The sequence below is a fragment of the Streptomyces sp. NPDC032822 genome, from assembly GCF_055578825.1.
In genome coordinates this window covers 111,733-135,980 of sequence record NZ_JBVIOL010000012.1, presented here as the reverse complement: position 1 = coordinate 135,980, position 24,248 = coordinate 111,733, and the positions used below count along the sequence as shown (strand labels likewise).

General features: G+C 69.1%; 23 protein-coding genes. 10 read left to right on the top strand and 13 right to left on the bottom strand.

Annotated elements, in window-relative coordinates; genetic code table 11:
- Positions 1 to 135 precede the first annotated feature (135 nt).
- The 9 genes from ACZ5VD_RS30545 to ACZ5VD_RS30505 all read right to left on the bottom strand — a co-directional run bounded on the left by ACZ5VD_RS30545 (position 136) and on the right by ACZ5VD_RS30505 (position 9,157).
- On the bottom strand, positions 136 to 834 hold the full coding sequence (locus ACZ5VD_RS30545; RefSeq protein ID WP_468683933.1) for a type 1 glutamine amidotransferase domain-containing protein: 699 nt from the start codon (positions 832 to 834) through the stop codon (positions 136 to 138).
- 30 nt (positions 835 to 864) lie between these two features.
- Complete coding sequence (locus tag ACZ5VD_RS30540; RefSeq protein ID WP_468551624.1) at positions 865 to 1,257, bottom strand: nuclear transport factor 2 family protein; 393 nt, start codon at positions 1,255 to 1,257, stop codon at positions 865 to 867.
- Between the two features lie 52 nt (positions 1,258 to 1,309).
- Complete coding sequence (locus ACZ5VD_RS30535) at positions 1,310 to 1,909, bottom strand: flavodoxin family protein (protein WP_468551625.1); 600 nt, start codon at positions 1,907 to 1,909, stop codon at positions 1,310 to 1,312.
- A gap of 187 nt (positions 1,910 to 2,096) precedes the next feature.
- On the bottom strand, positions 2,097 to 3,008 hold the full coding sequence (locus tag ACZ5VD_RS30530) for an alpha/beta hydrolase (RefSeq protein WP_468551626.1): 912 nt from the start codon (positions 3,006 to 3,008) through the stop codon (positions 2,097 to 2,099).
- A gap of 547 nt (positions 3,009 to 3,555) precedes the next feature.
- Entirely contained in the window at positions 3,556 to 4,749 is a 1,194-nt protein-coding gene (locus ACZ5VD_RS30525; protein ID WP_468683931.1) for an FAD-dependent monooxygenase, read from the bottom strand.
- A gap of 298 nt (positions 4,750 to 5,047) precedes the next feature.
- Entirely contained in the window at positions 5,048 to 5,713 is a 666-nt protein-coding gene (locus ACZ5VD_RS30520) for a TetR/AcrR family transcriptional regulator (RefSeq protein WP_468683930.1), read from the bottom strand.
- Between the two features lie 16 nt (positions 5,714 to 5,729).
- A complete protein-coding gene (locus tag ACZ5VD_RS30515) occupies positions 5,730 to 6,491 on the bottom strand; it encodes an SDR family NAD(P)-dependent oxidoreductase (protein ID WP_468683929.1) in 762 nt (253 codons plus the stop codon).
- Between the two features lie 151 nt (positions 6,492 to 6,642).
- Positions 6,643 to 7,905, bottom strand: a complete 1,263-nt coding sequence (locus tag ACZ5VD_RS30510; RefSeq protein ID WP_468683927.1) for a glycoside hydrolase family 3 C-terminal domain-containing protein — start codon at positions 7,903 to 7,905, stop codon at positions 6,643 to 6,645.
- A gap of 172 nt (positions 7,906 to 8,077) precedes the next feature.
- Positions 8,078 to 9,157, bottom strand: a complete 1,080-nt coding sequence (locus ACZ5VD_RS30505) for a protein phosphatase 2C domain-containing protein (protein ID WP_468683926.1) — start codon at positions 9,155 to 9,157, stop codon at positions 8,078 to 8,080.
- An 833-nt stretch (positions 9,158 to 9,990) separates the two neighbouring features.
- Between ACZ5VD_RS30505 and ACZ5VD_RS30500 the strand changes: the two genes are divergently transcribed.
- Positions 9,991 to 10,938: a quinone oxidoreductase family protein gene (locus ACZ5VD_RS30500; protein ID WP_468683924.1), complete on the top strand. Its 948-nt coding sequence runs from the start codon at positions 9,991 to 9,993 to the stop codon at positions 10,936 to 10,938.
- A gap of 229 nt (positions 10,939 to 11,167) precedes the next feature.
- Positions 11,168 to 11,746, top strand: coding sequence for a TetR/AcrR family transcriptional regulator (locus tag ACZ5VD_RS30495; RefSeq protein ID WP_468551633.1), 579 nt, complete (start codon positions 11,168 to 11,170; stop codon positions 11,744 to 11,746).
- 17 nt (positions 11,747 to 11,763) lie between these two features.
- On the opposite strand, the gene ACZ5VD_RS30490 is transcribed toward ACZ5VD_RS30495, so the two are convergent.
- The gene (locus ACZ5VD_RS30490) at positions 11,764 to 13,464 is read right to left on the bottom strand and encodes an FAD-dependent monooxygenase (RefSeq protein ID WP_468683923.1); all 1,701 of its coding nucleotides are present in this window, start codon (positions 13,462 to 13,464) and stop codon (positions 11,764 to 11,766) included.
- Between the two features lie 203 nt (positions 13,465 to 13,667).
- On the opposite strand from ACZ5VD_RS30490, the gene ACZ5VD_RS30485 reads away from it, so the two are divergent.
- The 7 genes from ACZ5VD_RS30485 to ACZ5VD_RS30455 all read left to right on the top strand — a co-directional run bounded on the left by ACZ5VD_RS30485 (position 13,668) and on the right by ACZ5VD_RS30455 (position 19,638).
- Positions 13,668 to 14,066: a nuclear transport factor 2 family protein gene (locus tag ACZ5VD_RS30485; RefSeq protein ID WP_468551635.1), complete on the top strand. Its 399-nt coding sequence runs from the start codon at positions 13,668 to 13,670 to the stop codon at positions 14,064 to 14,066.
- Positions 14,067 to 14,086: 20 nt separating this feature from the next.
- Entirely contained in the window at positions 14,087 to 14,731 is a 645-nt protein-coding gene (locus ACZ5VD_RS30480; protein WP_468683921.1) for a VOC family protein, read from the top strand.
- On the top strand, positions 14,728 to 15,567 hold the full coding sequence (locus ACZ5VD_RS30475) for a fumarylacetoacetate hydrolase family protein (protein WP_468551637.1): 840 nt from the start codon (positions 14,728 to 14,730) through the stop codon (positions 15,565 to 15,567). Before ACZ5VD_RS30480 ends, ACZ5VD_RS30475 begins: the two co-directional genes overlap by 4 nt.
- Before the next feature lie 110 nt (positions 15,568 to 15,677).
- Positions 15,678 to 16,421, top strand: coding sequence for a methyltransferase domain-containing protein (locus ACZ5VD_RS30470; RefSeq protein WP_468683920.1), 744 nt, complete (start codon positions 15,678 to 15,680; stop codon positions 16,419 to 16,421).
- A 173-nt stretch (positions 16,422 to 16,594) separates the two neighbouring features.
- Positions 16,595 to 17,590 carry a hypothetical protein gene (locus tag ACZ5VD_RS30465; RefSeq protein WP_468683919.1) on the top strand — a complete coding sequence of 332 codons (996 nt, stop codon included), beginning with the start codon at positions 16,595 to 16,597 and terminating at the stop codon, positions 17,588 to 17,590.
- Positions 17,587 to 18,687 (top strand): zinc-dependent alcohol dehydrogenase, encoded by a 1,101-nt coding sequence (locus ACZ5VD_RS30460; protein WP_468551640.1) that lies wholly within the window; start codon positions 17,587 to 17,589, stop codon positions 18,685 to 18,687. The genes ACZ5VD_RS30465 and ACZ5VD_RS30460 overlap by 4 nt, the downstream gene beginning before the upstream one ends.
- A 63-nt stretch (positions 18,688 to 18,750) precedes the next feature.
- Entirely contained in the window at positions 18,751 to 19,638 is an 888-nt protein-coding gene (locus ACZ5VD_RS30455; RefSeq protein ID WP_468683917.1) for an SDR family oxidoreductase, read from the top strand.
- A gap of 358 nt (positions 19,639 to 19,996) precedes the next feature.
- Here ACZ5VD_RS30455 and ACZ5VD_RS30450 read toward each other — a convergent pair whose 3' ends face one another.
- The 3 genes from ACZ5VD_RS30450 to ACZ5VD_RS30440 all read right to left on the bottom strand — a co-directional run bounded on the left by ACZ5VD_RS30450 (position 19,997) and on the right by ACZ5VD_RS30440 (position 22,351).
- Complete coding sequence (locus ACZ5VD_RS30450; protein WP_468551642.1) at positions 19,997 to 20,344, bottom strand: DUF4333 domain-containing protein; 348 nt, start codon at positions 20,342 to 20,344, stop codon at positions 19,997 to 19,999.
- 130 nt (positions 20,345 to 20,474) lie between these two features.
- Positions 20,475 to 21,167, bottom strand: a complete 693-nt coding sequence (locus tag ACZ5VD_RS30445) for a response regulator (protein ID WP_468551643.1) — start codon at positions 21,165 to 21,167, stop codon at positions 20,475 to 20,477.
- Positions 21,164 to 22,351 (bottom strand): sensor histidine kinase, encoded by a 1,188-nt coding sequence (locus tag ACZ5VD_RS30440; RefSeq protein ID WP_468551644.1) that lies wholly within the window; start codon positions 22,349 to 22,351, stop codon positions 21,164 to 21,166. Before ACZ5VD_RS30440 ends, ACZ5VD_RS30445 begins: the two co-directional genes overlap by 4 nt.
- A gap of 570 nt (positions 22,352 to 22,921) precedes the next feature.
- On the opposite strand from ACZ5VD_RS30440, the gene ACZ5VD_RS30435 reads away from it, so the two are divergent.
- A complete protein-coding gene (locus ACZ5VD_RS30435; RefSeq protein WP_468683916.1) occupies positions 22,922 to 23,962 on the top strand; it encodes a DUF418 domain-containing protein in 1,041 nt (346 codons plus the stop codon).
- Positions 23,963 to 24,248: the final 286 nt, after the last annotated feature.

Genomic DNA, 24,248 nt, shown 5'->3' with positions numbered 1-24,248 from the left:
GTGTTGTCTTTTCCAGACAAATACAAAAACTGTTCCCTACCCCCCCCTCCGTTCCGTAACAACACGGGGACGTGGACTCGGCGGCCCGGAATGCGTACCGGGCCGCCGAGTCCACTTCCGCGTGCAGCTGAATTGTCAGCTCAGTGCCTTGAGCAGTTCCTGGGCCAGCGGGACGGCCGAACCCGGGTTCTGGCCGGTGTACAGGGTGCGGTCCACCTCCACGTGCGGGGTGAACGGCTCGGTCTCGCGGTAGTCGGCCCCGAGTTCGCCCACGAGGCGGTCCTGCAGCAGCCACTTCGCGCGGTCGGCGAGGCCGTTGAGCTTCTCCTCGGCGTTGGAGAGGCCGGTCAGGCGATAGCCGGCGAACGGGGACGTCCCGTCCGGGCCGATGGTGGCCAGCAGTGCCGCGGGGCCGTGACACACCAGGGACACCAACTTGCCCGAGGCGAGCCAGTCGGTGAGCAGCTTGCCGGAGGCGGCGTTGTCCGGCAGGTCCTCCATCGGGCCCCAGCCGCCGGGGTAGAACACGGCCACGTAGTCGTCGACGACCACGTCTTCGATGCGCATGGGGTGCGCCAGCTCGGTCGCCTCGCCCAGGGCGGTCCGCATGCGCTGCGCGCCTTCCTCGCCGCCGTTGAACTCCGCGGTGAGGCTGAGCGCGTCCGCCGTGGGCGGCACACCGCCGGGTGTCGCGGCCGCGATCTCGTATCCGGCCTCCTTGAAGACCTGGTACGGACCGAGTGCTTCCTCGGCCCAGAAGCCGGCCGGCTGCCGGGTTCCGTCGGCCAGCGTCCAGTGGTCGGACGCGGTGATCACGAAGAGGATCTTCGCCATGGGTGACTCCTACGGTAAAGGGTGGGGGACTCAGCCCTTGAGGGCTTCCTGGAGGACGTGGCTGTCGGCGGCCTGCCGCATACTCACGGCCTTGCCGTCGCGGACGGTCCACAGGTGGATGAACCGGACATCGACCTTGTTCCCGGTCTTTGTCTCGGCGTGGTAGTGACCGAACACGAAGACGTGGCCTTCGTCGTCCGCGTAGAACTCCTCGGGTACCGCGCCGAACGACTCGTAGTTCGGCATCGTCCTGCCGAAGAAGTCCCGTGCAGCGCTGTCCCAGCCGTGGTACACGCCGCTGTTCGGGAAGCCCGGGGTGATGTCCCACACGAGGTCGGGGGCCATGACCTCGCTGGTGACATCCGGGGCCATTCCGGATGCGTACAGCCGACGGATGAGGGCGACGTTCGGGGAGTCGGACATGGTTGCTCCTTGCGGGGGGTGGTGGATCAAAGACGGAAAGAAAGCTTGGTGATCAGGCGGCGAGAGCGGCCCGTCCGGCGCGGAAGACCGCGGCCTGGCGCGCGACGCGCGCACCGAGGTGCTCCGCGGTGGCGATGTCCGATGTGTGGACCGCTTCCGGACCGGCGTCGGTGGGGCTCTGGGCGCCGGCACCCATGAAGAAGCCCAGGCGGTTGATGTCGTCCTCGCTGCCCTTGGTGGAATCCCAGCCCGGCTGCAGACCCAGGCTGATCCAGTGCATGCCGTGCTGTGCGGCCATGGTGGTGAAGTAGCCCAGGGTGGACGACTTGTCGCCGCTCTTGGCACCGGAGTTGGTAAAGCCCGCAGCGAGCTTGTCCACCCAGGTCTGGGAGTACCAGCGCTTGGTACTGGCCTGGGCGAACGTGTGGAAGGCCGCGGAGGCGGTACCCATGTACGTGGGGGAACCGAAGATGATCGCGTCCGCGGCGTCCAACTGTGCCCACTGCTCGTCGGTGATGGTGTCGACGGAGATCGAGACCACCTCGGCGTCGGCTTCCGCCGCGCCACGCGCCACGGCTTCGGCTACGACAGCTGTGTGGCCGTAGCCCGAATGAAAGGCGATGGCGATCGTGGGGCGGTTCGAACGGGACATTGCGCTTCGGCTCCTAGGGAAATCTTTGTTCGGTGTGTGGCCGAGTATTGCATCGGAAGAACGCGCTGTGAGGGGTAAGGATTTTTCCCCTGCCTACCGTTCTCCCCGTATGTGATTCCGGTTCGAAGGGAACGTACTGCAGAGTTGCCCGTGCCGTACCCGCGTGGAACTGACGCGTTGTGGGCCACTAGAGGATGGCGAAGAACTCCGCCATCTTGGGGATCGCCTGGTCCACGTACTCAGGCACGTCGTACAGTGCGATATGAGTCGCGCCGTCGACGACGAACAACTCCTTCGGCCCCTTGGAAAGCTCGTAGGCCTGGTCGCTGAACACCTTTGTGTCCGCCTTGCTCCCTGCGATGAGGAGCAGTGGCTGGGTCAGCAGTTCCGGGATCTGGTCGAACGCCGAGAAGGCGAACATCTTGTCCATGCTGGTCAGCAGGAAGCGACCCTTCGAATGGGGGTGCTGACCTCGCGGGGTCCTGTAGTAGTCGTATCCTTCGCGCAGGAGGTCCGGCGTGCTTTCGTTGATCTCCTCCAGCGTTTCCGGGACGAACGGGGCGTAGAGAGGCTGTGCGCCCCTTGCTTCCGCCGTACGCTGCTGGGCGACCATTTCCAGCGTGCCGATCTGCTCGGCCACCGGGGACAGATGCCCCAGGAAGCCCCTGGAGCCCTCGCCCATCGGAGCTGCGCTGACCGTAGCCACCGCCTTGAAGCGACGTTCGGTCTGGGCCACGCTGATCGCGTAGCCGCCGCCGGCGCAAATGCCGAAGACCCCCATGCGCTCGGAGTCGACGAACGGAAGAGTGGTGAGGAAGTCGGCTGCACAGCGAGCGTCTTCCACCCGGGTCGTCGGGTCTTCCAGGAGGCGGGGTTCACCACCACTCGCTCCCTGGTAGGAGGAGTCGTAGACGACGGCGACGAATCCGTGCTCAGCGAGCCTCTTGGCGTAGTGGCCGATGGTCTGCTCCTTCACGCCGCCGGCCGGGTGAATTCCGACGAGTGCCGGATATTTCTTGTCTTCGCTGAAGTTTTCTGGCAGATGGAGATGTCCCGCAATCTCTATTGCCTTGTTCTTGAACGAAACGGTTTCGACCATGGCGCGTGCCCCTTTCGTGGCCTCGTCCGCCGTGAGGCGGCCCTCAGATCCTGATCCGTCGAAGCTCGGCATGTCCACTGGTGGTGGGGAGGAAGGATTTTTCCCCTGGGTACCACCTGCCGGGTAAGCCCTCGTCTGCTGATAGGGGGACGGAGTGCACTCGGCGCGTCAAAGCTCTACTGTGTCGAGGGACCCCATCGCAGACCGTCCGCCGTGTTGAACTCGGAAGGCGGTGAACGTTCGCCTGAGATGTCAGCCACCCCGGTCCGTGCTCGGCCCACCGCTCGTTCGCCTGCCACAGGGAAATACGCGTGGTCGACGCTGACAGTCTCGTGAGAGCCCGCAATGGGGAGAATTCCATTCTGGGAATGGCTTATCCAGGGGAGGAATCCTTACCCCCCTCGCGCAGACCGAGCGGTGCGAGACTGGCCGTTATGACCAGCGGCGCGCATCTGAACGGACCGGGAGAATTCCTCAAGGCGCGCAGGGCCGAGTTGGGCCCGCGGCTCGCAACACCCGTCGCACAGGGTGGCCTACGGGGTGTGGGTCATGAGGTGGGTGCTTCCTCGGCGTCGAAGCCGTAGATCCAGCCGTTGCGCACCAGCGGGTCGGATTCGGCCAGTGCGGCGTCGCGAGCCTTCTGCTCGGGCCCGTCGGGCAGGTGGTTGACCTCCCTGCGGGCGTGACTGATCTCCTGCATACGTGTGGTGCGTTCGATCCGCGCAGCCTCGTACTGCTTCAACCCTTGCTCGGGATCGCTCGTATGCGCGCCCAGGCAGCGGGCCAGAACGGCGGCGTCCTCGATGGACTGGGCCGCGCCCTGGGCGAAGAACGGGAACATGGGGTGCGCGGCGTCACCGAGCAAGGTGACCCGCCCCCGGCTCCAACGCCGTAGTGGCGCCCGGTCCAGCATCGCCCAGCGTCCGGGTACACCGCCGGCGGTGATCAGGTCCCTCACCCGCGGGTCCCAGTCGGCGAACTCGGCATGGAACTCCTCGATCGTGGCCGTCGCACTCCAGGATTCGTCGGTGTAGTTCCCGGCCGGGGCGAACGCGACGACGTTGACGGCCTGCCCACCGGCGACCGGGTAGTGGACAAAGTGCCGCCCGGGCCCGAGCCAGAGGGTCTGGGCACGGCGCAGGGCGAAGTCGGGCACGGCTCGGGCGGGCACGATCGTGCGGAAGGCGCAGATGCCGGAGTACGCCGGTGGGGAGGGCTCGGTCACCGCGCCGCGGACGACCGAGTGCACGCCGTCGGCGCCGATGACGACGTCCGCCTCGACCTGGCTGCCGTCGGCGAAACGCAGCAGTGCGACGTCCTTGCGTGCGTCGACCGCCGTGCACCGTGCGCCCAGGCGAACCCACCCACTGGGCACAGCCGCCTTGAGCGAGTCCAACAGGTCGGCCCGGTGCAGGACATAGGTGCGCTCGCCGTAGAGCCGTTTACAGACACCGCTCAGTCTCTCGACCGAGAGCACATTGCCGTCCGTCCAGCGGCGGAACTCCCAACCCCAGTCCAGTGGCACGGCCCGGCGGACGAACTGGTCCATGACGCCGAGGCGCCGCAGCAGCCGTACGGCATTGGGAGCCATCACGAGCCCGGCGCCGATCCCGGTGAGTGCGGACGCCTGCTCGTAGACGGTGGCCGTCAACCCCGCGCGACGCAGGAAGGCACCGGCGGCGAGACCGCCAATGCCACCTCCGACGATGGCAATGCGTGGACCCGGCACGGTGGCAGGCATTGATGGACTCCTCTGTCTCGTCGATGCCGATGAACTGGCCACCACAGATCCTGACGGGCGTCCTGCGCCGCCGGAACGGCTGTGTTCATTGAACGGACGCCGGTTTCAAGGTCGCCGTGGAGCTGGTTCGCGAGGACGAGCGATTCGGCAATGCCGCGGTCATCCTGAAGGCGCTCCCGACCGCGCACTCTGCCGGCTCGGCCCCCAGGGTCGCCCCGGACGACCATCCGGCGCTGATCGACAACTCGGCAGGATAGGCTGACAGGTCGCACACGAAGGGCCGGTCAGCTCCCTCGGATCACCCCTCGGGCGCGTTCCACAGCTCGCTGAGTTCCGCCCAGCGCGGGGCTGGGCCCCGCAGACCGGTGGGTCGGTCGGCGGCCGGGGTGCGCAACCCGGCGAGCACCAGGTCGAGGTACCGCAGGTGGAACTCGGCGGCACGTTCACCGTTGACGGGGATCCGTGCGCTGAGGTGTTCGAGCAGTAGCGGGATGTCCGCGGAGGCGAAGTCGGCGCGCAGCACCCCTGCCCGGTGTGCGCCTCCCACCAGGTCGTCGAGGACGGTCTGGAGCCGGGCGGCGGCGGCCGCGACCTCATCCGTGGTCGGCAGCCGGCCGCCGACCAGGGGGAGGAGCGGACCGCCCGCCCCCTGGGCCGACAAGGCGTCCCCCAGGAAGCGGGCGAAGGCCGACCAGGGGTCGGGCTCCTCGGCGAGAGCCGTACGGGCCTGGGTGACGAGCTGTTCCATCCCCACGATCCGCATCCGCTGGGCCAGCAGTTCCTTGCTGGGGTAGCGGCGGTACAGACTGCCCATGCCGATTCCGGCTCGGCGGGCGATCTCCGAGACGGGGGCGTCCCAGCCGCGCTCGGCGAAGACCTCGCGCGCGGCCTGCATGAGGCGGGCGTCGTTGCGGTCCGCCTCTCGCCGACGGCCGCGTGGCGTACCCGTGTGCGTGTCACCCATGGCCACGTATTCTCCCCTACATGCGAGCCACTCCGGCCCCACCGTCGACGGTGAGAACCGAGCCGGTGACGAAGCCGGCCCCCTCGCCGGCCAGCATCGCGATCGCCCGGGCCACGTCCTCAGGTTCCGCGACCCGTCCCAGCGGGGTGTGCTCCGCGAAGCGTCGTTGCATCTCCTGTGGCACCAGCCGGGCGCTGCCCTCGGTGCGGACGAAGCCCGGTGCCACGACGTTGACGTTGATGCCGAGCGGGCCGGCCTCGTGGGCGACGAACCGGGCGAAGGTGCTCAGGGCCGCCTTGGCGGTGCCATGGGCGGCCTGGCCCGGGGCGGACGGACCGTCGGCCAAGGCGCTGGAGACGTACACGATCCGACCCTGTCCCTGGGCGCCCATGATCGCCAGCGCCTGCTGGGTGAGGGTGTAGACGGAGGCCAGCTCGTCCGTCAGCTTCGTATGGAAGTCCTCCCAGGGGAGAGTCTGGATCGGTGTGGGGGTGAAGTGGGGGGCGGCGTTGCAGACCAGGACGTCGAGACGCCCCTCGACCGCGGTACGCCGCAGCAGCTCCACCGCCTGCGCGGGGTCGCGCACGTCGCCCTGCTTGCTGAAGGCCTCGCCGCCGCCGGTTTCGATGTCCTTGACCACCTGCTCGGCCGATTGACGGTCCGAGAAGTAGTTGACTGTGACTCGGTAGCCACGAGCCGCGAGCTCCCGTGAGGTGGCCGCGCCTATTCCCCGGCCGCCACCGGTCACCAGGGCCGTCGGCCTGGGGGTCGCGTTCATGTGTCCTCCGTGTCCGCCGGAACGATGCGTATTACATCCAACCTATCGGAGCGGAGCGCTCCGTTCAAAATTGATGCGCCGGCCGCCCAGGACATGGGGCGCGATCCCAGGTCGCAGGCGGTCGCGGCGGCCGGAGGCGGACACCGACGGCTCAGCCGATACGCGTCGGAGTGTGCAGAACCCTCGCGTGTCCGACGCGGCGGATCGGACCGGTGAGGTGGACCGTGCAGGCGAGCCGGATGTCGGTGCTGGAGGTGCCGAGCATGACAGTGATCTCACCGGGTTCAACAATGCGGTGCAGGTCGGGTCCGGTGTAGGCGAGGCGGTCGGTGTGCGGACGGAAGGTGACCCTGCGCTGCTCGCCGGGGGCGAGAAGGACTCGGGCGAAGCCGGTCAACTGGGTGACTGGCCGGGGGAGTTGGGCTATCGGGTCGGCGGTGTAGAGCTGGACGACTTCGGAGCCGGGGAGGTCGCCGGTGTTGCGGACCAGGCAGCTGACCTCGACCTCGCCGTCGGTGGGCATCTCCTCGGCGCTCAGTTCGAACCTGTCGTAGGCGAACGTCGTGTAGGACAGTCCGTGCCCGAAGGGGTGGGCCGGGGTCGGGTCGAGGTTGCTCACGCCCTGGGTGTTGCCGCCGAGCGGGGCGTGCAGGTAGGTGCCGGGCTGGCCGCCTGCCGTTCGCGGGATCTGCACCGGCAGCTTGCCCGACGGGTTGATCCGCCCGGAGAGCACTCCGGTGAGGGCGGGGCCGCCCTCCTCGCCGGGGAAGAAGGCCTGGACGGCGGCGGCCGCGCGGTCGGCGTAGGCGCCGAGCGCGTACGGGCGGCCGGAGACGACGAGCAGGACGACCGGGGTGCCGGTGGCGAGCAGGGCCTCCAGGAGTTCGTCCTGGACGCCGGGCAGGGAGAGGTCCTCCGCGTCGCAGCCCTCGCCGGAGGTGCCGAGGCCGAAGAGGGCGGCCCGGTCGCCGACCACGGCGATGCAGACGTCCGCCTGCCGGGCCGCCTCCACCGCCGCGTCGAACCTGCCGCGGTCGATGTCCTTGACGGGGCACCCCTGTTCGTACGCGATACGGGTGCCGGGCAGCTCCCTCGCCAGCGAGTCCAGCAGGGTGCGGGCCTCGATGCCGTTGTCGTGGCCGGGGTGGTGGGGCAGTACGTGGTTGGGGAAGGAGTAGCAGCCGAAGAAGGCGTTGGCGTCGTCGGCGCACGGGCCGATGAGCGCGATGGATCCGGTGTCCGGAGCCAGGGGCAGGTGTCCGTCCCGGTTGTCGAGCAGCACGATGCTCTGCTCGGCCAGTTCGCGGGCGATGGCCCGGTGCGCCGGCGGGTCCAGGTCGACAGGACCCTGGGCGGGGACGTCCGGGTCGAAGTCGGCGTCCAGCAGCCCCAGTTCGGTCTTCTGGCGCAGCACGCGTCGTACGGCCCGGTCGACGAGGTCCTCGGAGACGGTTCCCCGGCGGACGAGTTCGGTCGGGGTGTCGCCTCGACCCTCCTGGCTTGTTGGGCGAGCCGGTACTCGTCGGCTTCACGGAGGAGTTCCTGCCAGCGGATCTGGTGCAACTCGAAGTGCATGCCGCTCGCTCCTACTGCTGGAGCTCCATGACGTCGGCGACCACGCAGCTGACGTTGTCGGGGCCGCCGGAGCCGTTGGCGAGGGCGATGAGTTCCCGGACAGCCTGCTCGGGCTCCCTGATCTCGGAGAGCACCCGTCGGATCTCGTCGGTTGGCACGACGGTCGACAGACCGTCGGAGCAGAGCAGATATCGGTCCCCCTGCTGAGCGTCGTGAAGGCGCATGTCGGGGCTGCCATCGGCTCCTTGGCCCAGGGCTCGTAGCAACAGCGACCGCTGCGGATGGGAGGCGGCTTCCTCCGAGGTGAGGCGTCCTTCGTCGACCATCGACTGCACCATGGTGTGGTCCTGCGTGATCTGGAACAGCTCTCCGTCGCGCAGGAGGTAGACGCGGGAGTCGCCGATGTGGACAAGGGCCAGTTGCGATCCGGTCCAGAGCATCGCGGTGAGTGTCGTGCCGGCCTCTTCGGGTGAAGAGCCGGTCCCGGCGACACCGTGCACGGCCTGTTTGGCGTGCTCGACGGCGTCTTCGAGGACGTTGAGGAGGTGGCCCGCCGGGATGCTGTCGGTTTCGAGGCGCCTGAGCGCCTCGACGGCGGCCGCGCTGGCTGGTGCTCCTGCGCTGCCGAAGCCGTCGGCGACGGCGAGCAGGCGGGACCCTGCATAGGCGGTGTCCTGATTGCTCTCGCGGACAAGGCCCGTGTCGGAAAGGGCGGCGTAACGGATTCCCAGGGGCTTGGTGGTGGGAGACATGGCGGGGTCCTTCCAGGACAGATGGTCGATGAGGAAGGAAGCGAGGTCCCGCCGCGCGGCGGTGTCGGCCTCGACCTGGACCCAGAACGCGCGGACCTCCTGGGCTGCCGCGGCTGCATCCAGCGTGCAGACGTGCTGGATGTGGGCCAGGGGCATCCCCAGGCGCCGGAGCCAGGCGACGAGCCGGGCCTGATCCAGTTGTTCCGGTGCGTAGAGGCGATAGCCGCTCGCCGGGTCGACGCGAGCGGGGGTCAGCAGTCCGAGTTCGTCATAGAGACGCAGTGCCTTCGGCGACAGGCGGGACGCCTTCGCGAATGTCCCGATGGTCAGCAACCCCATGCCCGCTCTCCTCCTCATGCCGAGCACATCGCCCGGCCCCACCGATGCTGTGGCTTCACCCAAGGTGAAGGTCAACTATCGGGGAGCTGACGAGTCTTCCGCGTAGCGGTCGATGCGGCGTATTACCGTGGCGCACTCCTGACCGAGGCCGACGACGGCGGGACCGGCCAGGGGAGGAGTGCCGACGGGCAGGCGGCGTTGGAGCTCCGCGAAGACTCGACCGATGTCATGGGGTGACCACGCTCGGCCACGATCGAGCGCCAGGAGGGCATCACCGTGAGGGACACGGCGGCGACCATGCCGGGATGTGCCATCGCGTAAAGCCTCGGTCCCCAACCGGTTCGCGCGCCGGCCTGCTTGCGGATGATGCCGTGGAATGCGCCGTGGCGATGGGCGAAGTGGCGGGCGGCAAGCGTCTGCCAGAACTCCCGGGCAGAGTGAAGGCATCGGGTGATCAAGTCGGCCCCGTGGCGGCGCAGTAGTCGGCGGTGCCAGCGCTGAGCGCGGACGGTGCCCGGCAACTGCACTGGGATCGGATACCCGCTGATCGCGGCCGGCCGCACAAAGAGAATCGGTCGCCGGAACAGTAAGGTAGCTTGTAATCAGTGGGGACTTCGCGTCGGCCCTGCATGGCGTGATTCCCAGGCTGTTGGCCATGGCACTCGCTTGAGTCCTACGCCCCTCATCGAACCGACGCTCGCCCGTTGGCCCGGGCCAGGTAGGTGTCAAGCACCGATGACCCAGCGCACACCATGCCTCTGTGCGCCATAGACAAATGGATGCCAGTACGAGCGGGCGGAATGCGCCCCTCCTGAACAGAGTTGGCCTGTGACATGAGCGAAGCAGTGGTAGCGAGCGCATACGGCGGTCCCGAGGTTCTGTCGGTGATCGATGTCGCCGTCCCGGATCCCGGGTCAGGTCAGGTTCGCGTCGCAGTCCGTGCCGCCGGCGTCAACCCCTTTGATCAGAAGATGTACAGCGGCGCCTTCGGGACCGATTCGGCGAATCTGCCGATGCGGCTGGGTGTCGAGGCGGCGGGTGTGGTGACCGCGGTGGGCACCGATGCGACCGGCCCCGCGGGTCCGGTCGAGGTCGGCGACGAGGTGATCGTGTATCGGGCGCCCGGCGCGTATGCCGCCGAACTGGTCGTCCCTGCTGCGTCGGTGGTGCCGAAGCCCGCCCGTCTGTCGTGGGAGCAGGCCGGCGGCCTGATGGCGGCCGGCGTCACCGCCGTGCACGTGCTTGAGGCGATCGGCCTCCAAAAGGACGAGACGGTACTGCTCCACGGCGCGGCCGGAGGAGTCGGCCTGACGGCAGTGCAGCTGGCGGTCGCGCGAGGCGCCACCGTCCTGGCGACGGCGAGCCCGGCCCGGCACGACCTGCTGCGCGAGCTGGGAGCCGTCCCGATCGCGTACGGGCCCGGTCTGGGGGACCGGGTACGCGCGGCCATGCCGGAGGGCGTTCACGCGGCGGCCGACCTCGTGGGCACCGACGAAGCGGTGGACGTCTCCGTGGAACTGGTGGCCGTCCGTTCCCGCATCGCCACCATCGCGGGGTTCGCGCGCGGAGCCCAGGCCGGCATCAAGCTCCTCGGGGGCGGGCCCGGCGCGGATCCGGGCACGGAGATCCGTGACGCCGCCCGCCTGCAGCTCACCGAGGCCGTGGAGGCGGGGCAGCTACGCGTCCTGATCGCCGAGAGCCGCCCGTTGCGCGAAGCCGCCGCAGCCCATCGCCAGATCATGACCGGCCACACCAGCGGAAAGATCGTCCTGGTGCCGTAGCCCGACCGGACCCGTGCCACCGGCCGGCGACCGTTGACGGTCGTCGAAGCCTCGATCGGCAAACCGAGGCAGCTGTGTCCCCTGTCCGAAGGCAGGGGACACAGCCATGTCCACGCCGTACAGGCATCGCGCACAGTCTCTCGGCAGGATCCCTTCGTCGGCGTCGGGCCGGTTCAGCTCGCTGTCTACACTCAGTTGAGACGAGCTGAACACATCAGAGGAGCCCGGGATGCCGCGGAACCGCCAACAGATTCCCCGTGAGGAGCGGGCGGGTGATCTGCTCGCCGCGGCTACGGAGCTCTTTCTCGCCAAGGGCTACGACAAGACCACGATGGCGGACATCAGTGCCGCCGCCGGTGTGGCCAGGGGCAACGTCTACTGGTACTTCAACTCGAAGGACGACATCTTCGCGGCGGTGATGGACCGGATGCTCAGCCGCGAGATCCGCATCCTCGGCGCGGAGCAGGCGGGCGCCGACCCGCTGAGCCGGCTGGTGCGCGGACTGTCCGACATGCGTTTGTACAGGACCTTGCACCAGGCCATGCACGACAGGCTGCCGCATTCCGAGACGGTACGTGCCGCCCACAACACCTTCCTGGACTGGATCGTCGGGCTGGTCGACGAGCTCATGGTCGAGCGCGGCCTCGACGGCGACCCCGACATCGATGCCGCGCTCCTCCGCGATGTCGCGGTCGCCGTGTTCGAAGGCGCGAACGTGCCCAACGACCGGAACAGGCCGGCACACGAGATGATCCGTTTCCTGATGGAGTCCGTCCTGGCCGGGCGGGCACCGGTCAAGAGGGCGTGACCGCTGATCGCGGTGGGTCAGAGCCCGCGAGTACCGACGTTCGAAGCGACCGCCTGCGTCACCGTGACCGAACCCGCCGCCCGATTCCCGGCCTCCGCTCCGCGCAGCCGGTCGAGCACCGCTGCGGGGTCGGCCGGAGGCCGCTCGCCCCGCCATCCGACGTGCCCGTCGGGGCGCACCAGCACCAGCGGCCGCTGGTAGAGCCTCGCCGCGGCCGGATCGGTGAGGCGCAGCACCGTCAAGGGCACGCCACGCCGGTGCGCGGCTTCCACCAGCGCGGACGGGTCCGCCGACCCCGAGACCAAGAGGACGAACCCGCTGCCGAAGTGGTCGAGCACCGAGCTGCCGTCGGGCAGCCAGGCGTGCGGTGCGCGGCAGCCGGGCCAGGTCGACGGCACGTACTCGTCCGGCTCGTCGGGCGGCTCAGGAGTGCCGTCCGGTACGCAGATCGGGGAGCCGCTGTAGCGGTAGCCGAGCTGGACGCCCATGCAGCGGAACTCCCTGCCCCTGGAGCGGCGGATCATCTCGCCCATCTCGCTGCGGGCCCGGTCGCCCTCCGCGTCCGCGCGGCCGAGCGCGGGATCGGGTGTGAGCCGGGAGTCGGACTTCCAGTTGGCCGATGCCTCCGTGACGTTGCGGACGGCGATCGGCCGCCGCTCCTGCTCGTAGCTGTCGAGCAGCGCGGGGCCTCCCCACCCCTGGAGGACCGCGGCGAGCTTCCAGCCGAGGTCGACGGCGTCGCCGATGCCGGTGTTGGCACCAAAGCCGCCCTTGGGCCACAACAGGTGCGCCGCGTCACCTGCGAGGAAGACGCGTCCCGCACGGTAGTCGCGGGCCACGACGCAGTGCCCGCTCCAGGGCTGGGCGGCGAGTATCTCCACGTCGATGGGCTCACCGACGGCTTCATGCACCCAGGCGACCGCGTCCCCGGGTTCCGGCTCTTCGTCCAGGTAGACCGAGAGCCGCCACTCGTCCACGCCGTTGACCACGGTGACGTAGGGCCTGCGTGCCGACGCCATCGTGTGGATCTGCACGGCCGGGCCGCCCAGCCGCTGCCGGATCAGGGCCGACAGTTGCGGTGCGCGAAAGTGCACCGCGAAGTTCTGGCCCTGCGCGAACATGCCCTCGAACTCGATGCCCAGCGCCCGCCGGACACCGCTGCGGCCACCGTCACAGGCCACCAGGTAGTCGCCGGCCAGTGTCTCGCAGGCCCCGCTGTCCAGGTCACGTACCACGGCGAGGACACCGTCGGAGTCCTGCTCGAACGTCTCCAGGCGCGTGGTGAACCTGATGTCGACCGAGGGCAGGCCTCGCGCGACCCGTTCGAGCAACGGCAGGAGAGAGAACTTCGAGAGGAACGCGGGGCCCTCCGGCGTCACCGGGCCGTACACCCCCTGCGATCGGTTCGTGACCCCGTAGTCGAACTCGGCGAGGACGTGTCCCGTCACTGACGTGGCGAACACCGTGCGGTGCGGATAGTTCGTGGGCGGTGCCGACCTCACACGTGCCTCTTCCGCACAACCCCAGCGTCGAAGATGTTCCATGGTGCGGGAGAAGATCGCCTCGCCCGCCGGGAAGGGCACGCGGCCGTCGCCTTGATCGATCACGGTGACCGGCACACCGCGCCACCCCAGCTCGATCGCGAGCGAGAGTCCCACGGGGCCGGCTCCCACGACCAGGACACGCCGAGATCCGGCTCTTTCGTTGCGGTCAGACACAGGGGACCTGCCTTCCTGAACACGGTTTGGATCAGGTGCGACCCAAACTCTTGAACGCGAGTCAGAGTCGCACGCTTAGGCCGCTCTGTGAAAGAGCCCAAAAAACAAGCACCTATGAACCTGGTGGATGCGATGCTACGTTTGACCCCGGTTCAAGAGACGGGAGAAACGTCGTGGTCTCTCCAGCTGATCGAAGCGATGCTGTGGGCCGCTGTCGCGCCCTGGTCGTCAGCTACCACCGCGACATCGACAGCGGCCGGGCCACCGCCGGGATCGGTGCGTTCGCCGAAGACGCCGAGTTCGAGGCGCACGGCCGGGTCTTCCGCGGGCGGGACGAGATATTCGGCTTCCTCAAGGCACGAGAGGCCAACAGCGGACGGCAGACCGTCCACGTGCTCGCCAACGAGGTCGTCACCGTTCAGGACGACGGAAGCGACGACAAGCGGGTCGAGTTGCAGACCACGGTTCTGCTGCACGTCCGGCAGCCCGACGGCGCCTACCTCCTGGACCGCGTCCTCAACACCGTTCACCGGTTTCGCCACTTCGGCGGCCAGTGGCGGATCACGCACCGCATCTCAAGCCCGTTGCACCCCACCGTCTGACGGGCAAGGAGGCCCCCAAGATGACGACGACTCCGCAGAGCACGGCCGCCCCCGCGGCCACCGGGACCCGAGCAGTGGCACTGCAGATAGCCGAACTCGTGCTCAAGACCGGCCGATACGACGACATGGCCGCCTTCTACACACACGTACTGGGACACGGCCCGTTCTACGAGCGGACCCCTGACCCCGATGCCCCGCCGCGTCCCGCGGGGATGCCCGAGCGGGCGGTCGACGTCCGACTGGGCTTCTTCCGTGTGCATGACTCCCCGTACAGCCAGGTCCTCGCACTGTTCGCCATCGACAGCCTGATCGGGGCCGATGCCTCCGGGCCGGGGCTGCACCACTTCCAGTTCGGTGTCGGCTCGCTGGGCGAACTGGTCGCCCAGTTCGAGCACATGGCGTCCATAGATGCCCACCCGCACCGTGCCGCCAACCACGGCCAGGCCACCAGCTTCTACTACCGCGACCCGGACGGGAACATCGTCGAGTTCTCCTGCGCCAACTTCGCCACCACCGAAGAGGAGGAGGCCTTCATGTCCGGACCCGTCTTCGCGGCGAACCCGTCCGGCCTGGAACTCGCCGCGGATCGATTCGTGGCCCGCTACCGTGCCGGTGACCCCAAGGAGGAACTGCTGCGCCTCGACAACCAGGCGGTGGCCCTGTGACCAGACTCGTCAGCACGGTCAAGGGGATCGGCAGGCTGGAGGCCGACGGCGAAACCGTCGCCCTCCTCGACCTCGACGCGGCGGACCTCGGTGCGGCCCTGCAAGCGGGCCTCGATATCGCGTCCCTCGCCACGGCCGCCGTCCGTGACCGGGTGCCCGTGGCCCAGGCCCAGTTCATCGCCCCCGTCCCCAGGCCCTCCAAGATCTGGGCGGTGGGTTACGCCTACGCCGGTCACCGTACCGAGGTGGGGTACACCGGCACGGTCGAGGATCCGGTGATCTTCCTGAAGGCTCCGTCCTCGGTGATCGGCACGGGAGAGCAGATCCGCTTCCCGAAGGTGGCCCCGGACGACGTGGACTACGAAGGCGAACTCGCGGTCGTCATCGGCAGGCGCGCCACCGACGTGCCGGTGACGGACGCCTACTCGTTCGTCGCCGGCTTCACGATCTGCAACGACGTCAGCGCGCGTGATGTCCAGAAGGGACGCGTTCCCGGCCGGGCCGCCGACGTCACCGCGGCCAAGAGCTTCGACACCTTCACCCCGATGGGCCCCGCCCTGGCCACGCTCGACGAGTTCGCGGATCCCGACGACCTGCACCTGCGCACCTGGGTCAATGGCGAGCTCCGCCAGGACGCGCGTACCTCCCAGCTCATTCACCCGGTTCCCGCGCTGGTCTCCTACCTGTCGCGGCAGACGACGCTCGAACCCGGCGACGTGATCGCCACCGGAACTCCCTCCGGGGTCGGCCACAAACGGGGCCTGTTCCTCCGGTCGGGTGACGAGGTCCGGATCGAGATCGAGGGCATCGGCACCCTCGCGAACACCTGCGCCTGACGCGCAGAGGCCAACCTGAAGACGCCGAAGCCGCGGCGTCCTCGAAGCCAGGAAAAGTCGATTCCGGCGGCTGTCGCACGTGCGACAGCCCAGTCGTGGGAGGCATTCAGGTGAGCAGCGAAGTCAAGAGCGGTTTCGGCGGCGGAAACCCGTGGGACCACATCCAGCCGTGGGACGAGGAGCTTCTGGGGAAGGACGTCCACGACCTCGCCCTGCGCCACAAATGGGAGATGGCCCTGTCGGTGGCCGGCGGGCTGCCGTACATCTGGAGGGAGCTGGCCCGGCCGATCTCCGAAATCGTCTACGGCCTCCTCGAACTCCGCGCCGGAGACAAGGTCCTGCTCATCGGTGAGGGCATCGCCCCCGCGGGATGGCTCGAGGACATGCGGAAGATCGTGGGTCCGGACGGCGCCGTGGACGAGGTGGAGATCATCCACGACGGGCGGAAGGCGGTCCTGGGCCGGCTCCCCGGACGCAACGGCCAGACCGGCTGCTGGCGCTGGGACTACGCCGACTCCAAGGCCGACGAGGAGTACGACGTCGTCGCGGTGCTCCAGGCGACCCAGCACTGCGACGACTGGGCGGAGGCGGCCAGGGACCTGCTGCGCGTGATGAAGCCGGGCCGCCGCATCGTGCTGGCCGAATCGGTCCTGAAGGGGCCGGCGTTCGACGCGCGCATCAACTCCGACGTTCACCTGCGGCAGTGGTACGACAAGCTGTTTCAGCATGTGGGCGTGGAGAACATTCCCTACTGGTCCGGCGAGGAGGTCCGCGACGCGTTCGGGGACACGGTCGACAGCCCGCAGCTGCTGGAATGGCGCGGAATTGAGATGTTCTGGGGCCGAAAGAAGTAGCAGCGCCGGCAGGCACCCCTCATGCCGACATGGCTGCGCACGGATACGAAGCCGGGAATCGACCCCTTCCTTCGAGCGCAGCCCCCTCTCCGATCCTGCTGAGTTCCGGGCAGTGGGATCGGCCGACAACCTGAGCCGCATTACGCGACGCCACCCAGAACGAGGAGGTTGCCGTGAGCGTCAACGAGGACCTCATGGTCATGGCATCGGACCGGCCGCTGCAGAGCGTCGTCCGTGACGAACATCTGCTGCTGTCGCCACCGCATCCGCCCAAGGTGCCCATCAAGCTTGCGGGTGAGCGACCTGAACTGACCGTGGTGCACTACCCGCAGGAGTTCCAGGAAGAGGCCTTCGCCCCGCCGCGCGGTGTCTACGAGAACGACGAGATCCGCGTCGAGTGGCAGAAACTGGACGGCCGGCAGCCGTTCTACCACCGCAACTGCGACGTCGACGAGATCTCCTACCAGATTGCCGGCGAGCGCACCCTGATGACCGAACTCGGCTCGGTCGAGCACAACCGGCCCGGCGAATTCTCCCGCATCCCCCAAGGCGTGGCCCACGACAACCGCAGCCGAGGCGAAAGCCACCTGCTGTTCTACATCCCGGCGCCGGTCACCGAACTGGTATCGGCCCACCGCGAGTCCCGGGCCATGTTCCCGCCGTTTCCCGGCTGGCACCCCGGTGAGGCCAACGAGGCCGTCTCCTGGAACCTGGGGGCGCCCGGCGGCGACGTCGTCCTCTTCCCGGTCGACGAACAGCAGCTGCTCGACCATGTCCACGGCGACGACCGCCGGATACAGGTCCTGCGTGCCGACCCCGACCGCGACACCACCTGGATGTACGGCACCGACCGCATCCGCCTCGGGCTCGTCACCACCGTGCCCGGTGGTGAGCGCCGCTACCGCCGCACCCTCGACGCCGACGAGATCCAGTACCAGGCGGGCGGTCACCGCACCCTGATCACCCAGCACGGCATCGTCGACCTCAAACCGGGCGACTTCGTGCGCATCCCGCTCGGCATCTCCCACGCCGACGTCACAACCGAGCCCGGCGACTACGTCAGCCTGCTCTCGCGCGGCGAGCTTCCGCAGGTTGCCGACACCGCTCGTACCGCCGACCAGTACTCACCCGAACGGCTCGCGGCCCTCGACGTGGAGGTCCACGCATGACCACGATGCTCGCCCTGCGCGCCCAGCGCGACGCCAGCACTCTCGTACTGGAGGACATACCCGTCCCCGAGCCGGGCCCGATCGACGTTCTCGTACGGGTCGCATCCGCCGGCCTGGCCCCGGGCCTCATGCACCTGCTCAGAAGGGGCGGGTTCAAGCATCTGCCCACCACCCTCGGCTTCGAGGCCGCGGGCACCGTCGCCGTCGTCGGCAGCGACGTCACCGGAGTCCGCGTCGGCGACCGGGTCCGGGTCCACCCCTTCCTGAACTGCCGTTCCTGCATCCACTGCCGTACCGACCGCGACATGATGTGCCCGCAGCAGTCCATCATGGGCTACGCCGCCTTCAACGACTCCGCGATGCCGCTCTACGACGAGTACCACAACGGGGCGCTCGCGGAATACATGCGCCTCCCGTACTGGCTGGTGGACCCGCTGCCGGAATCCGTCAGCTTCGACGTAGCGGCCAAGGCGCACACCCTCGCCAACGCCGTACGCGCGTTCAAGTGGGCAGAGCTGCCGATGGGTTCCACCGTCGTCGTCAGTGCCGCGACCGGTGCCATGGGCACCGCGACGGTCAAGCTCGCGAAACACTTCGGAGTCGCCGAACTCATCCTCGTCGGCCGCCACAGCGACCGGCTCAAGACCGTCGCGGGGCTGTCCGGCGGCATCCCGACCGCCATCGTCGCCTTGGACGAACTCCCCGACGACTGGGCGACCAGCAACGCTCTCGGCGGCCGGCTGCGCGAACTGGCCCCCGGGGGAGCGCACGCGATCCTCGACTACGTCCCCGACGGGCCGGTCACCGGTCAGGCCATGACCGGGCTCGCGACCGGCGGTGCGCTGGTTCACATGGGAGGCAACAGCACTCCGCTGCCGCAGTCACCGCTGGCGCTCATGATGAACATGTGGCGGTTCATCGGTACCCGCGCCTGTACCCGCAACGACGCGCTGGAAGTTCTGCGCCTGCTGGAGACGGGCGTCCTCACCGCTGATGAGCTCATCACCCATCGGTTCCCGCTCACCGACGCGTTGGGGGCCGTCGACGCAATGCAACGCCGCGACGAATCCATGTGGATGACCGTGGTCAATCCCTGATCCGGGACACGAGTCCATCATCGTGTTCTGCGGAGCCATCGACCAGCGAGAGGAAACCCGAAAGTGTCCGAAACGGAAGCCGTACGCAGCGAAGAGCCGCCCTTGCTCGCGGTGATCGGGGCGGCCGGGCTCTGCGGTACGTACCTGTTGGAGGCGGCACAGCGGTCTCCGTTCAGGGTCCGCGCAGTGGTGCACGGTCCGGGAGGCCGTGAACGGGTGGCCGCTCTGGGCGTCGACGAGATCGTCGAGGCCGATCTCGCCGAGCCCGACGCCGTCCGCCAAGCAGTGAAGAACGCCGACTTCGTGTTCATGATTCCTCCGGCGTTCCATCCGGAGGAGGACGTCTTCGCGATCGGGGCGCTCAAGGCGGCCGAGCAAACGGGCGCGCGCCGGTTCGTGTACCTGTCCGTCCTCCACCCGCACACCCCGGGGCTGCGTCACCACCTGCGCAAGGCGAACGCCGAGGCCGCCGTGCGGGGTTCGGATCTGGACTGGACGATCCTCCAGCCGTCGATGTTCGCCCAGATCGTCCTGTCGACGTGGGGAAGGGCTCCCGCGGGGCCGGTGAACGTGCCGTTCGACGTCCACAACAAGTTCTCGTTCATCGATCTGCGCGAACTCGCGGAAGTCGGCGTGAAGGTGCTGTCCGAGCAGGGCCATGACTCGGCGACCTACGAGCTGGCGGGACCCACCACCACGCCGGCCGAGGCCGTGCGCCTCGCGGGACGAGCACGAGGTGTGGATCTCGAGGCGAGGACGATCGATTGGGAGGAAGCGCCGCTCCCGCCCCCATTGGCCGACGATCCGTCCCGAGGACCGGACATGCGCGCCATGTGGCAGGACTACGACCGGCACGGCCTGCGCGGCAACAGCAACGTCCTGCGGATGCTGCTCGGCCGTGAACCCGCGTCCTTCGAGGAAGTGGCCGCCGCGTCCGCCGCCCGAGGCTAGTGTCTCTGGCGACGTTCGTCGGCGATCATCCAAAACCGTGACGGCCGGCCCCGAGAACGGGCGGGCCGTCACGACGGTCCAGGCTGATGCAGGAGCGCTCTCCTGACGGACGTCAGGCCCATTCCCACGATCGCCGGCCGCGGCGGTCATACCGGCGGGCCGGCTGCCGCACCGTTCGGCACCCACTGGGTTGCACGAGGTCGTCCGTGCCCTGGACCGGCGCTGCTGTCCCGCGGGCGGCCTGTGCAGTCCCCGGATCCCGCTGAGGCGCTGCGTTCCGTCGACGCGCTCATGAGTCCGGCCGGCGTGAGAGGCATCGAGGCGCTGTCGTCGTCCCCACCAGGAATCGCCGCGGCGGTCAGCCCGCCAGCACCACGTAGTCGTAGGAGACGCTGTTTCCGTCGTTCTTGGTCACGGACACCATGATCTGCTGTCGCTTCCCGTTCCCGGACGTCACCGTGCACTCGACCGAGTCGCGCTGTCGCGGCCTGAGGCCTCCGGCGCAGTTCACGGATTTCGGCGTCTTGCGGATGAGCGGCGGGGAGTAGTTCTCGCGGACCTGCTTCTCGACCTCCGCACGGCTCACGCTCCTGGTGGAACCGACGCTGCTGGTCGACTCCGTGCTCAGCAGCCGCGGTGCGGCCACGAACGCGAGCCCGCCCACGGCGGTGGCGGTCGCCAGGGATACAGCGACGTACTTCTTCATGGTTCTCTCCTGCGATGCGCTTGCTGCGGTGAGGCTGTCACCAGGAGAGTGGCCCGCAGGACTGCGGCCGCGCTTCGGCCTGGCGGCCGACAGCGTGCGGCCGGGGTCGGCCCGCAGGCCGACCCACGCGTCAGGCGGGCGGCGTCTGGCGGTCGTGTACGAGACCGGTTTCCCAGGCCCAGGCGGCGATCTCGACGCGGTTGCGCACGCCGAGCTTGTCCTTGATGTTGGCCAGATGGGTCTTGACCGTGCCCAGGGACACGAACAGCTCGCCGCACACCTCCTGGTTGGTACGGCCCACCGCCACCAGGCGTACGACGTCGAGCTCCCGTTCGGACAGCGGATGCGGCACCGCTGCCGGCGGCTGCTGTCCGGCGAGTTGCCTGAGCAGTCGCACGGTGACGGCGGGGGAGACCAGGGCGTCCCCGCGGGCGGCGGAGCGCACGGCCTCGATCAGCAGGGTGGAGCCTGCGTCCTTGAGGAGGAAGCCGCAGGCGCCGTTGCGCAGGGCGGTGTAGGCGTAGTCGTCCTGGTCGAAGGTGGTCACCACGACCACGCGCATCGGGTCGGTGACGCCCGGTCCGGCGAGGGCCCGGGTGACCTCCAGACCGTCCAGCCTGGGCATGCGGATGTCGACGAGACACACGTCGGGACGCATCCTGCGGGCGAGTTCGACGCACTGGGCGCCGTCGGCCGCCTCGCCGATCACCTCCAGGTCGGGTTGGCTGCCGAGGATCAGCCGGAAGCCGGTGCGGACCATCTCCTGGTCGTCGGCGATCAGTACCCGCGTCCGTGGGCCGTTGCGATCACTGCCGTCGTTCATGACGGTGATCCTTCCACAGCCGCCAGGACGGGAAAGGCGGCACTCACGCACCAGCCGCCGTCCGCTGTCCGACCGCTGGTCAGCGACCCCTCCACGGCCTCGACGCGTTCCCGCAGGCCCACCAGGCCGAAGCCGCCCCGTCCGCCGGTCGGCCCGCCGGCGCGCGTCTGCGGCGCTGTGTTGCGCGCCTCCACGCGGAGGCGACCTTGGGGGTCGAGTGCGAGGCGAACGACGACGTCCGCGCCGTGGGCGTGGCGGCGTACGTTCGTCAGGGCCTCCTGCACCACGCGGTGGACGGACGTCTCCACCTCCGGGGCCAGCCGGATCCCGCGCATCTCGGGCGCGATGTCCAGCGTCGCGGCGGTTCCGTTCTCGGCGAACGTGGAGACCAGGCGCTTCAGCTCGGTCGGCAGCTCACCCGGGCGTGCGGCCTGGTGGTCGTCCTCGCGCAGCACCCGCACCAGTCGGCGCATGGAGTCCAGGGTCTCCCCGCCGGCCCGGGAGATGCCCTCCAGCAGGGGCTTGATCTGCTCCGGCGAGGTCTCCTGGATCACCAGCGCGGCGTTGGCGTGCACGATGATGCCGGTGACGTGGTGGGCGACAAAGTCGTGCAGGTCCCGGGCGAGTTCCAGCCGCTCGTTGTGGCGTACGGAGGCCACGGCCCGGACTCGGCGGGCGTCCAGGAGGCGTAGGTAGCCGGCGAGGCCGGCAGCGCCGGCGACGATGAACGTCAGCGCGAAGGAGTACTGGAGGGTGCCGTGGTCCGTGCCCCCTCGCAAGGGCATGGCAATCACCGCGACGGCCAGTGCCGCCGACAGCGTCAGGGCGGCGGCCGGGCGCTCCACCCTTCGCGCGGTCCGGGCGAGCAGCACGACCAGGGCGACCGTTTCCAGCAGGCCCCACGTACCACTGGCGAGCGGCGCATACGCGCACAGGCCCACGGTCAGGGCCAAGGAGCCCAGTGCGGCGGCACCGGCCCGCCGTTCGGGACCCGGTCGCCAGGCGGGAAGGAGCAGCGCGGCGGCGGCGAGTGGGCCGGAGGCCAAGGGCAGCCAGCTGGACCAGTGGCCCTGCGGGTTGTAGTAGGACACCAGGTCGAACAGCCATACCAGGGCCAGGACCGTGCAGAGGCAGGCCGTGATGGCGCGCCGGAGGGCCGGGGAGATCGGACTGTCGGGTTCCACATCGCAAAGGGTACGGATGTATGGCCGAGCAGCGGGTCGGCCCGCCGGCCGATGCGGGCCACGCCGGACCGGCCCGGCGGCCGAGGCCGGAAACGGCGGTACGACGGGATCGTCGACGGCATGCAGATCCTCAATGTTCTCGACATGGCCCTGGCGGCACTCGCCGGGCTGTGCCTCGTCCTGTGCGCCCTCGTCACCGTCGAGGTCACCCGATGAACTCGTACCGCACGACCACCGGCTCTCCCGCCCTGGTGGGCACCGGTCCGAGGGAGTCCTACGGTCCGACCCGGGCCCTGGCCGGGGTCGACGTGACCGTGTCTCGGCGAGCGTGTCGCTCACCGTCGGCAGCGACACCGACCGGGTTGCCATGAGTGGCGCGGCGAGAACAGCCTCCAGGTCACCGTCACCGTGCCCGAGGGCGCCGAGCCGCCGGATCGCGCCCGCACCGCGCTGACGTCCCTCGCACCCGGCCAGTACCCGGCTTCAGGCGGAAAGATCGGCCAGGGGGCCGAAGGCGATCGGCCCCCTGGCCGAAGCGCCCAGCCGCCACTCGGCAGCATCGTGAGCCTCATGAATCTCACGACTCCGGAGCTCAGCGACAGGGCACCGACTCCCGCGCCCCGACGGGAAACCCCACGGCGGATCACCGCGCTCGACGCCCTGCGCGGGTTCGCGCTCTGCGGCATCCTCCTGGTGAACATCAACCAGATCACACCCATGGAACAGATCTCCAGCACCTCCCACTGGCTGCCCATCCCGGCGTTCCTGGACCTGTTCGTCCAGGAACGCTTCTTCCCGATCTTCTCCTTCCTCTTCGGGCTCAGCTTCGCGGTCTTCCTGGACAGCGCCGCCAAGCGGTCGAACCATCCACGGCTGCTTCTGGTGCGCCGCCTGATCGCTCTGGGCCTGCTCGGCGCCGCCCACCAACTCCTCCAGCCCGGTGAAGCGCTGGCTCCGTACGCGGTCATCGGACTCGTCATCCTGCTGCCTGCCACCTGGCTGCCGACCCGGCTGGTGCTGACCGCCGGCCTGGTGGGCACCGCCGCTTCGGTCACTCTGGTCAGCGGCGGCATTGCCAGCATCCCGGGCCTGTTCCTGCTCGGCCTGGCGGTCGCCCGCCTCGGCATCGCCCACACCCTGGACCGCCGCACCGGCCAACTGGCCGCCGTTCTCGCCCTGGCGGCCCCGGCGGCAGCCGCCGGGGTGTGGTGGCAGCACACCTATGCGCCGGCCGGGCCGTATGCCACCCGCATCGCCGCCGGCGCCGGACTGCTCGGCGCCCTCGCGTACGCCACCGCCCTGCTGCTCCTGCTGCGCACGCCGCTCGGCCGCCCGTTGTCTGCGGTGCTGGAACCGCTCGGCCGGATGGCACTGACCAACTACATCACCGCCACGCTCGCCGTGACCGCCGCCACCCCGCTGCTCGGCCTCAAGGACTCCGCGCGGTGGGACACCGCCATGCTGCTGGCCGCGGGGATCCTCGCGGGACAGGCCGTCTTCAGCAACTGGTGGCTGTGCCGGTTCCGCTACGGGCCCTTGGAGTGGTGCCTGCGCTGCGTCACCTGGTGGAGCATCGTGCCCCTGGCCCGCTCCCTGGGCCCAGCCGCCTGAAACCGGTCAGACACACACGACCGGAAGCGGGATGCGACGACGCGAGGCGGCAGGGTCAGGCAGATTGTCGGGGGCACTCCCAAGACCGTCTTCCGGCCTGCGACTTCGGTGCGCAAGGCCGGAAGGCTCCGGCTGGGCGATGATCCTTGCGATGCGCTACCGCCCCGGACCTGGCCGAGATGCCGGTGCCCCCGCACACCAAGCCATCTGACGTGCAGTTTTCACGGTGCACCCGGCTTGTTGACGGTGCGCATCGTGGCTGCCGATGAGCGGTGGTCTGTCCGTC

Excerpts from the sequence above, each read along its gene's own strand:
- ACZ5VD_RS30545 (WP_468683933.1), bottom strand. The coding sequence starts at position 834 with ATGGCGAAGATCCTCTTCGTGATCACCGCGTCCGACCACTGGACGCTG.
- ACZ5VD_RS30540 (WP_468551624.1), bottom strand. The coding sequence starts at position 1,257 with ATGTCCGACTCCCCGAACGTCGCCCTCATCCGTCGGCTGTACGCATCC.
- ACZ5VD_RS30535 (WP_468551625.1), bottom strand. The coding sequence starts at position 1,909 with ATGTCCCGTTCGAACCGCCCCACGATCGCCATCGCCTTTCATTCGGGC.
- ACZ5VD_RS30530 (WP_468551626.1), bottom strand. The coding sequence starts at position 3,008 with ATGGTCGAAACCGTTTCGTTCAAGAACAAGGCAATAGAGATTGCGGGA.
- ACZ5VD_RS30525 (WP_468683931.1), bottom strand. The coding sequence starts at position 4,749 with ATGCCTGCCACCGTGCCGGGTCCACGCATTGCCATCGTCGGAGGTGGC.
- ACZ5VD_RS30520 (WP_468683930.1), bottom strand. The coding sequence starts at position 5,713 with ATGGGTGACACGCACACGGGTACGCCACGCGGCCGTCGGCGAGAGGCG.
- ACZ5VD_RS30515 (WP_468683929.1), bottom strand. The coding sequence starts at position 6,491 with ATGAACGCGACCCCCAGGCCGACGGCCCTGGTGACCGGTGGCGGCCGG.
- ACZ5VD_RS30505 (WP_468683926.1), bottom strand. The coding sequence starts at position 9,157 with ATGGGGTTGCTGACCATCGGGACATTCGCGAAGGCGTCCCGCCTGTCG.
- ACZ5VD_RS30500 (WP_468683924.1), top strand. The coding sequence starts at position 9,991 with ATGAGCGAAGCAGTGGTAGCGAGCGCATACGGCGGTCCCGAGGTTCTG.
- ACZ5VD_RS30495 (WP_468551633.1), top strand. The coding sequence starts at position 11,168 with ATGCCGCGGAACCGCCAACAGATTCCCCGTGAGGAGCGGGCGGGTGAT.
- ACZ5VD_RS30480 (WP_468683921.1), top strand. The coding sequence starts at position 14,087 with ATGACGACGACTCCGCAGAGCACGGCCGCCCCCGCGGCCACCGGGACC.
- ACZ5VD_RS30460 (WP_468551640.1), top strand. The coding sequence starts at position 17,587 with ATGACCACGATGCTCGCCCTGCGCGCCCAGCGCGACGCCAGCACTCTC.
- ACZ5VD_RS30450 (WP_468551642.1), bottom strand. The coding sequence starts at position 20,344 with ATGAAGAAGTACGTCGCTGTATCCCTGGCGACCGCCACCGCCGTGGGC.
- ACZ5VD_RS30445 (WP_468551643.1), bottom strand. The coding sequence starts at position 21,167 with ATGAACGACGGCAGTGATCGCAACGGCCCACGGACGCGGGTACTGATC.
- ACZ5VD_RS30435 (WP_468683916.1), top strand. The coding sequence starts at position 22,922 with ATGAATCTCACGACTCCGGAGCTCAGCGACAGGGCACCGACTCCCGCG.